This is a genomic window from Pseudoalteromonas sp. SG41-5 (assembly GCF_014164495.1).
In the GTDB taxonomy this organism is placed as follows: Bacteria; Pseudomonadota; Gammaproteobacteria; order Enterobacterales; family Alteromonadaceae; genus Pseudoalteromonas; species Pseudoalteromonas rhizosphaerae.
The window spans coordinates 1-5083 of record NZ_JACJFH010000160.1 but is presented as its reverse complement, the minus strand read 5'-3'; the positions used below and the strand labels follow the sequence as shown (position 1 = coordinate 5083).

Below are 5083 nucleotides of genomic sequence, written 5' to 3'. Positions count from 1 at the left end.
AGCTTCGGCGCATTAGTAGAGATCACTCCACTGATGTTCCAAGACGATACAACAAAGCCAGTGGATGGTTTACGTCCACTAAACGCGCTGGAAATGGAAGGCCGCGATATCTATGTACGTGAAGGTTGTTATAACTGTCACTCACAAATGATCCGCCCTTTCCGTGATGAAGTAGAACGTTACGGTCACTACTCTGTTGCTGGTGAATCAGTATGGGATCACCCATTTCAATGGGGTTCTAAACGTACTGGTCCTGACCTAGCACGCGTAGGTAAACGTTACTCGGATGACTGGCATTATGCTCACTTAGTGAATCCACGTGCTGTGGTTCCTGAGTCAAACATGCCAGGTTTCCCTTGGTTAGCAGAGGATCGTGTTGACACTAGCCTTACTCTGAAAAAGCTTAAAATTTTCCGTGATACATTTGCTATTAATCCACAAAACCCAGCTCACCCTGGTTTAGGATATGGTAGTGATGAAGAACTAATCGCTGATGTTGCTAAAGTTGATGCAATGAATGACGGTAAAGGTGCGACAGAAATACAAGCCCTTATCGCTTATTTGCAACAACTTGGCACGCACTTGAAGTAATTAATTATGGATTACGGAACATACAGAGGCATTTTAACTCTGGTAATTTTAGTACTATTTATTGTCATTGTTGTGTGGGCATATAGCAAGCGTAGTAAAACTCGTTTTAAAGACGCCGCTAATGTCATCTTTGAAGATGAGAAAAAACACAACGATACAATCTCTAACGAGGAAAAGGGGTCTGAGAAATGACTAGCTTTTGGAGTATATGGGTTATTGTATTAACCCTTGCATGCTTATTTATCATTTTTGGCTTACTAGTGTGGAATTTAACAAACTACACTGGTGTTAAAGAAGGTGAAAGCTGCGGGCACGAATTTGATGGTATTGAAGAACTAAATAATCCGCTACCTAAGTGGTGGACTTACATGTTCTTTGCAACATTTGTATGGTCAGTTTACTACTTAGCAGCATACCCAGGTTTAGGTAATTGGGAAGGTATTGCTAAATGGAGTAGCTCTAACCAAGGTATTACCTCTTTAGCTGAATCTAAAAAAGCAGTTGAAGAAGCCAAAGCGAATGGTGAATTTGTAAAGCTTGATAAAGAATATGAAGCTGCAGATGAGCGTTTTGGTCCTATTTTTGCCGCTTATGCTCAGCAAGATATCGAAACGCTTGTTACTGATGAAAAAGCACTGGAAATTGGCCAGCGTTTGTTCGCACAAAACTGTTCGCAGTGTCATGGTTCTGATGCCCGTGGTGGTCAAGGCTTCCCTAACCTAACTGATAAAGATTGGTTGTACGGTGGCACGCCAGATAAAATCAAAGAAACACTGTTACATGGTCGTATTGCTGCAATGCCACCTTGGGGTGCTGCATTGGGTGAGCAAGGCGTTAAAGAAATGACTGCTCATGTACTAAGTTTATCAGGTCGTACCGTTAACCAAAAAGACGCAGCCGCAGGTGCAGCTAAGTTTGCAATGTGTGCCGCGTGTCATGGTGCTGATGGTAAAGGTTCAGTTGCACATAATTTACCGTTTGGTGCACCTAACTTAACTGATAACATCTGGCTATATGGTGGTTCTCAACGTGCTGTTGAAGAAACACTTAACAACGGTCGTGCCGGTGTTATGCCAGCTTGGAAAGACATTTTAGGTGAAGAAAAAATTCATCTATTAACTGCATACGTTTATAGTTTATCGCAAGATAAATAACTAAAACGTTAATAGAATGTTTATATTTTAATGTTTTAATTCAATAGATTAATTCAGATCAAAAAAGCCTCCATCTGGAGGCTTTTTTTTAGTTTTTTCAACTTAAATCCTATAAAATGCCCTTATCGTAAACTAATTAAGTGTATTTATGACCCCTACTCCTTGGTATAAAAATTTCTGGCCGTGGTTCTTAATCTTTTTTCCGCTAGTTGCCATCATTGGTTGTATTTCCCTTTTTATAACTGCGATCGGCAATGGTCCTGATATGGTGGTTGATGATTACTATAAAAAAGGCAAAGCAATTAACTTAGAACTGAGCAAATTCGAGAAAGCTAAAGCGTTATATTTACATGGTGACTTGCTAATCGAAGCTGATAAAGTCAGCTTTAAATTCAATAAGGGGGACACCAGTAATATCCACTCATTAAAACTATCGTTTTATCATCGAACGATTCAGGCTCATGACTTTAGTACTCATTTAACCCCAAATGCGAATGGTGAATTTACAGCAATTGTCGAACCATATACTGATGGTGCTTATACTGTATTTATTGAGCCGATAGACGGTAGCTGGAAATTAAAAGAAAACATCACTTTGCCAAGTGAGCAAAGTATTGCCATAAGTCCTGAATATAAGTAGTCACCCCATCATGTCTAATAACTGCTTTCATTGCCTTGAAAGTGTACCATCGGGTTTTAACGCTACTGTTGTTATCGACGGTAGCGCGCAACCGATGTGTTGCATAGGCTGTCAAACCGTTGCCGAGACTATTGTTGCTCAAGGCATGACCGATTATTATAAATTCAGAACCGTGCGCGCTGGTAAAGTAGAACAGCTAGTTCCTGAGCAATTAGCATTTATTAGTAGTTACGATAACCCAGATATTCAAGACGAGTTTATTTCTCAAATCAACGACATCAGTGAAGTGTTATTGACCGTTGAAGGGATCACTTGCGCTGCCTGTGCATGGTTGATTGAAAGGCAACTGTTAAACATACCCGCAATCAAACGCGTTGACGTAAATACATCAACAAACCGCGCGATGATCCAATGGCATAAAGATCAGACACCATTAAGCGACATTATCAAATCGTTATTAGAAATTGGCTACAAGGCCTACCCGTTTCAAGTTGATGTTGAAGCAAGTCAAAAGCAGCTAGTTGCTAAAGCGTATATACGCAGGCTCGGCGTAGCAGGCTTAATGACCATGCAAGTGATGATGTTTGCTTTCGCCATGTACTTTGGCATGTTTTCTGGTATGGAAGAAAACTTTGAACAGTATTTTAGATGGATCAGCTTAATACTCGCTTCACCGGTTATTTTATACAGTGCTATGCCCTTTTTAACCAATGCAATTAATGGCTTAAAAGCCAAGCAGTTAAACATGGATCTTCCTGTATCCTTGGCTATTTTTGGCGCATATGGCGCAAGTAGTTACGCCACAGTGATGGCCGTGGGCGAAGTGTATTTTGAATCAATTTGTATGTTCACCTTCTTATTATTGCTAGGTAAATATTTAGAGTTTAGGGCTCGACTGAAAGCCAGTGAGTTTACTGCTAACTTACAAAAGTTATTACCACTTACAGCCCGTACTTTGGATGAAAACGGCCACGAACATATTATTGCAGCTAAAAAATTAAAACTCGGTGACCGAGTCTTAATTAAAGCCGGGGAAACAATTCCAGCAGATGGTGTTATTTGCACTGGCAGCACCACCGTTGATGAAGCAATGATGACAGGTGAGCATTTACCAGTTAATAAGTACATCGATCATCAAGTTTTTGCCGGTACCGTAAATCATGATGGTGTAATTGAAATTCTTATCAACAAAATTGGTCAAAACACTCTTTTAAACCAAATAATTAAACTGCAGCACAGTGCGCTTGCCACCCGTCCTAAACTGGTGGAAGTCACCGACAAAGTGGCGCAATGGTTTGTTGCCTGTTTGCTGGTATTTGCCTCACTTACCGCCATCGGCTGGTATCAAGTTGACCCTGAACATGCCTTTTGGATCACCATTGCGGTCCTTGTTGCAACTTGCCCATGTGCGCTAAGTTTAGCAATTCCAACCGCCTTAACCTGCGCGGTGGCTACCTTAACCCGCAAAGGGATACTCATTAAGCAGTCTCATGTGCTAGAAACACTACCACAATTAACGCGCGTTGCTTTTGATAAAACAGGCACGTTAACACAGGGGCGTTTTAGCCTTGATGCTGTGGACTTATTAGCAAATTCTTTATCTAAAAAACAGATTTTGGCTCTTGCAGCGCAACTTGAAAGTTACTCCGAACACCCTATAGCGACTGCATTTAATGAGTTTACACCCGCACAGCGCTACTTAACGAATATTAAAATTCTTCCTGGCTGTGGCATCACCGGTGAAGATAACAATCATAACTATGCAATTGGTAAAAGTGGTTGGTTCAACAGTAAAAAAAGTAATGCTCAAGCAACGTTCTACATTGATCAACAACCAGTTGCTAACTTTTACTTTGTAGATGAAGTGAAAAGTAATGCGGCAAACTTAATCACCTCTTTGCAACAGCAAGGCTTAACCTGTCACATGCTAACTGGGGACGCCTCAAATGCAGGGCAACAAATTGCTAAGAAGCTCAAACTTGATAGCTTTAAAGTAGGCTGTCTACCAGAGGATAAACAAAGCGAAGTGAAGCTGTGGTCAAGCCAAGGTGAAATCGTGGCAATGGTAGGAGATGGTGTCAACGACAGTCCAGTGTTTAATAGCGCGCATTTATCTATCGCAATGGAAACCGGCGCTGATATTTCCAAAAACACCGCCGATGTGGTATTACTCAATAGTGATTTAGCCGCTATCGAGCATTTATTAACGGTATCGAAAAAAACACGCCGAATAATAAAGCAAAATTTAGCGCTTTCATTGCTCTATAATGGTTCAATCTTACCGCTTGCGGCATTAGGCCTAGTTGCACCTTGGATGGCTGTGATTGGGATGTCTGCCAGTTCCATCATAGTGATCAGTAACTCACTAAGGTTATTAAAATTATGAGTATAATTTATATTCTAGTTCCAATTGCTATTTTATTTGTACTGATCGCGATTGGGGTGTTTTTTTGGGCCGTTCGCGGTGAACAATTTTCAGATTTAAACAAACAAGGTCACAGCATTTTGTTTGAAGATGATAAAGAGCAGCACAAAAAAAGTAATGATTGACCCCTTATTTTTCAGCGCTTTTATCATGGGCCTTATTGGCAGCGGACATTGCATCGCACTGTTTGGTGGTAGTGCCTGCTCCTTACAATTAGCCACAGATAAAACCCGCCCATTTCAGTATTCCATTGCGTATAACATCGGTCGTGCC

7 protein-coding genes are annotated in these 5083 nt (G+C 40.9%); all 7 read left to right on the top strand.

Features of this window, described 5'->3' with window-relative positions; all coding sequences use genetic code 11:
• A partial coding sequence (gene ccoO / locus H5232_RS22025; protein ID WP_182831523.1) for a cytochrome-c oxidase, cbb3-type subunit II occupies positions 1-591 on the top strand: 591 nt, incomplete at its 5' end.
• 6 nt (positions 592-597) lie between these two features.
• A complete protein-coding gene (locus H5232_RS22020; protein WP_064667100.1) occupies positions 598-783 on the top strand; it encodes a cbb3-type cytochrome c oxidase subunit 3 in 186 nt (61 codons plus the stop codon).
• Positions 780-1745, top strand: coding sequence for a cytochrome-c oxidase, cbb3-type subunit III (ccoP, locus tag H5232_RS22015; RefSeq protein WP_182718575.1), 966 nt, complete (start codon positions 780-782; stop codon positions 1743-1745). Before H5232_RS22020 ends, ccoP begins: the two co-directional genes overlap by 4 nt.
• 148 nt (positions 1746-1893) lie before the next feature.
• The gene (locus H5232_RS22010; RefSeq protein WP_182718574.1) at positions 1894-2385 is read left to right on the top strand and encodes a FixH family protein; all 492 of its coding nucleotides are present in this window, start codon (positions 1894-1896) and stop codon (positions 2383-2385) included.
• 10 nt (positions 2386-2395) lie between these two features.
• Positions 2396-4771 carry a heavy metal translocating P-type ATPase gene (locus tag H5232_RS22005; RefSeq protein WP_182831522.1) on the top strand — a complete coding sequence of 792 codons (2376 nt, stop codon included), beginning with the start codon at positions 2396-2398 and terminating at the stop codon, positions 4769-4771.
• Positions 4768-4935, top strand: a complete 168-nt coding sequence (gene ccoS, locus H5232_RS22000) for a cbb3-type cytochrome oxidase assembly protein CcoS (protein WP_145233504.1) — start codon at positions 4768-4770, stop codon at positions 4933-4935. The genes H5232_RS22005 and ccoS overlap by 4 nt, the downstream gene beginning before the upstream one ends.
• On the top strand, positions 4928-5083 hold a 156-nt coding region (locus H5232_RS21995; protein ID WP_182831521.1), incomplete at its 3' end, for a sulfite exporter TauE/SafE family protein. The genes ccoS and H5232_RS21995, both read left to right, overlap by 8 nt.

Bases quoted from the DNA above. Each gene is read 5' to 3' on its own strand.
- H5232_RS22020 (WP_064667100.1), top strand. From the start codon at position 598: ATGGATTACGGAACATACAGAGGCATTTTAACTCTGGTAATTTTAGTA.
- ccoP (WP_182718575.1), top strand. From the start codon at position 780: ATGACTAGCTTTTGGAGTATATGGGTTATTGTATTAACCCTTGCATGC.
- H5232_RS22010 (WP_182718574.1), top strand. From the start codon at position 1,894: ATGACCCCTACTCCTTGGTATAAAAATTTCTGGCCGTGGTTCTTAATC.
- H5232_RS22005 (WP_182831522.1), top strand. From the start codon at position 2,396: ATGTCTAATAACTGCTTTCATTGCCTTGAAAGTGTACCATCGGGTTTT.
- ccoS (WP_145233504.1), top strand. From the start codon at position 4,768: ATGAGTATAATTTATATTCTAGTTCCAATTGCTATTTTATTTGTACTG.